The organism is Chloroflexota bacterium (assembly GCA_020850535.1).
Taxonomy (GTDB): domain Bacteria; phylum Chloroflexota; class UBA6077; order UBA6077; family JACCZL01; genus JADZEM01.
This window is the reverse complement of the sequence record JADZEM010000157.1, coordinates 1-2,631: the sequence shown is the minus strand read 5'-3', so window position 1 is coordinate 2,631 and position 2,631 is coordinate 1. Positions and strand designations below refer to the sequence as shown.

The 2,631-nt window shown below is 69.2% G+C and carries 3 protein-coding genes; 2 read left to right on the top strand and 1 reads right to left on the bottom strand.

Annotated features, from left to right (window positions below; all coding sequences use genetic code 11):
* The coding region (locus IT306_22840) for a response regulator transcription factor (protein MCC7371272.1) at positions 1-535 on the top strand (535 nt) is incomplete at its 5' end.
* A 7-nt stretch (positions 536-542) separates the two neighbouring features.
* Here the strand turns inward: IT306_22840 and IT306_22835 are convergent.
* The gene (locus IT306_22835) at positions 543-1,688 is read right to left on the bottom strand and encodes an epoxide hydrolase N-terminal domain-containing protein (protein MCC7371271.1); all 1,146 of its coding nucleotides are present in this window, start codon (positions 1,686-1,688) and stop codon (positions 543-545) included.
* Between the two features lie 80 nt (positions 1,689-1,768).
* Here IT306_22835 and IT306_22830 point away from each other — a divergent pair.
* A partial coding sequence (locus tag IT306_22830; GenBank protein MCC7371270.1) for an HTH domain-containing protein occupies positions 1,769-2,631 on the top strand: 863 nt, incomplete at its 3' end.

Sequence of the window (2,631 nt, the reverse complement as noted above, 5' to 3'; positions counted from 1 at the left end):
GGCGCGCACCTACGCCGAGAGCATCCGGCTGCTGCGCGAGGGCGGCGATACCTGGTACCTGGCCACCCCCGTGGGTGGGCTGGCTGCGGTGGCCATGAGCGCCGGGCGTCCCGTGCAGGCGGCGCGCTTGATCGGCGCCGCCGGGGCCATGCGTGAGCGCAGCGGCGCGGCCCTGTGGCCCAAGGAGCGGGAGCGCTTTCTGCAAACTGAGCGCGACGCCCGGGCGGCCCTGGGCGACGCCACGTACCTGCGCGAGGTCGCGGCCGGGCGCGCCCTGCCGCTGGCCTCGGTCATCGCGGAGGCGATGGCGGTCGCCGAAGCCGCGCCGGAAGAGCCGGATGCGGGTGGCCTCACCCCCCGCGAACTGGACGTGCTGCGCCTGCTGGCGAAGGGGCTTTCCAACCCGGAGATTGCCGAAGCGCTCTACATTGGCCGGGGCACCGTGCGCACCCACGTCTCCAACATCCTGGGCAAACTCGGCGCGCGCACCCGCACCGAGGCGACGATGCTGGCGCGCGACCGCGAGCTGATTTGAGGCGCCGTCACGCCTGCGCGAAGAACATCCGCAAATCAGCGACCACGTCGTCGGGGACCTCAAGGGCGGCGAAGTGGCCACCGCGGGGGTATTCCGACCAGTGCACGATGTTCGCGTTGTCCCGTTCGGCAAATGCCCGGATCGTCTGGAAGTCGTCCTTGAAGACGGCGACACCGATCCGGCCCTGGCTGACTACCGGCTCGGCCCCCGCGCGCTGCTCCTCAAAGTGATACCGGGCAGCGGTTGCGTAGGTGTTGGTTAGCCAGTAGAGGCTGACCTGGGCGAGGACCTGCTCGGGCCGCACCAGGCTGGTCCCGTTGCCAAAGTTCTCGAACAGCTCGCTGTAGGCCAGCACGGCCACGGGAGAGTCCGCGAGCGCCGCTCCGATGGTCTGCGGCCGCGTTCCGTTCATCTGGTTGTACCCGCCGACGCTCTGGAACCACTGCAGATGCCCGAGCGCGGCGTACTCCTTCTCGCCAAACCCGTCCATCTCACCAGGGGCGCCGGTCGGGAAGGCAAAGAGGTGCAGTACGTGGGCGCCCAGGAAGCCAGCGGGATTCTGCACGGCGAGTTCACGCGAGATCAGGGCGCCGCCGTCGCTCCCGTGGATGCCGTACGCGTCGTAGCCGAGCCGCCGCATCAGCGTGTCGTACGCTGAGGCGACCCGCGCCATCGTCCAGCTTCCGCCATTCAGCGGGGTCGAGAAGCCGAAGCCGGGCATCGACGGTACGACGACATGGAACGCGTCCTCGGCGCGGCCGCCGTGGGCCACCGGATCGACGAGCGGGGCGATCATGCCGAGGTAGTCCAGCACCGAACCCGGGTAGGTGTGCGCCAGCAGCAACGGCCGGGCGCCAGGCTCCCCGGAGCGGACGTGGATGAAGTGGATGGGCTGCCCGTCGATGTCGGTGATGAAGTTCGGGTAGGCGTTGAGGCAGTCCTCGACCTCGCGCCAATCAAAGGCCTGCCAACGCTCGACCATGTCCTTGAGGTACGAGACCGGCGTGCCGTACTCCCAGGAGTCGCCGGGCGCTGGCGGAGCATAGCGGGTGCGCGCGAGGCGATTCTGGAGGTCGTCGAGGTCGGCCTGCGGAATCTCTACGCGGAAGGGGCGGATGGCGCTGGCGTGGGTCGGTATCGCAGTGTTGGTCATCAATGGCTCCTCTCTCCGGCAATTGCACATCCGTACTCTACGACCTATTCAGGAACGATACGTTCCGCTATTCTCTTGCCATGCGTGAGACATCCGCTCGTCTCCTGACCTTGCTGGGGCTGCTGCAGTCGCGATTCGACTGGTCTGGCGCTGAGCTCGCCGCACAGCTTGGCGTCACCGGCCGGACCGTTCGGAAGGACATTGCGCGGCTGCGCGACCTCGGCTACCCCGTCGACGCCGTCCGTGGGCCGGGTGGCCGCTACCGGCTTGGCGCAGGCGCCAGGTTGCCGCCGCTGCTGCTGGACGAGGACGAAGCAGTGGCCGTCGCCGTTGGGCTGCGGGCGGCAACCGGGATGGCCGGCTTCGAGGAGACTGGTGGGCGGGCGCTGACCAAGCTGGAGCAGGTGCTGCCCGACAAGCTGCGCCGCCGATTGGCCGCGCTGCGCCAGGCCACCAGCACCGGCCCGGTGAACACCGACTCGAATGTCGAGGACCCAGTCGTTGATCCGGGACTGCTCAACGAGTTGGCCGCCGCGATCCGCGACCATCAGGGGTTGCGCTGCGATTACCGGGGCGAGCGTTGCGAGATCGAGCCGTACCATCTGGTCGGCTGGCAGCGGCGGTGGTACCTGGTCGGCCAAGACCCGGCGACTGGCACATGGGCGCCGTACCGGGTGGACTGGCTGCGGCTGCACTTCCCCGGCGGTCGGCGGTTCGCGCCCGTCCCGTTCCCCGGAGACTTCACCGAGTTCGTCGTGCGCGAGGTGGCTCGCACCGGCTGGGCCGTGCATGTCCGGATTCAGGTGCACGCCCCCGCCGGCGACGTGCTGGCCCGGATCAACCCGGCTGTCGGCACCGTCGAGGCCGTGAGCGAAACCGAGTCTATCCTCGTCACCGGTGGCGACAGCGTCGAGGTCGTCGCAGTCTGGATCGGCATGCTCGG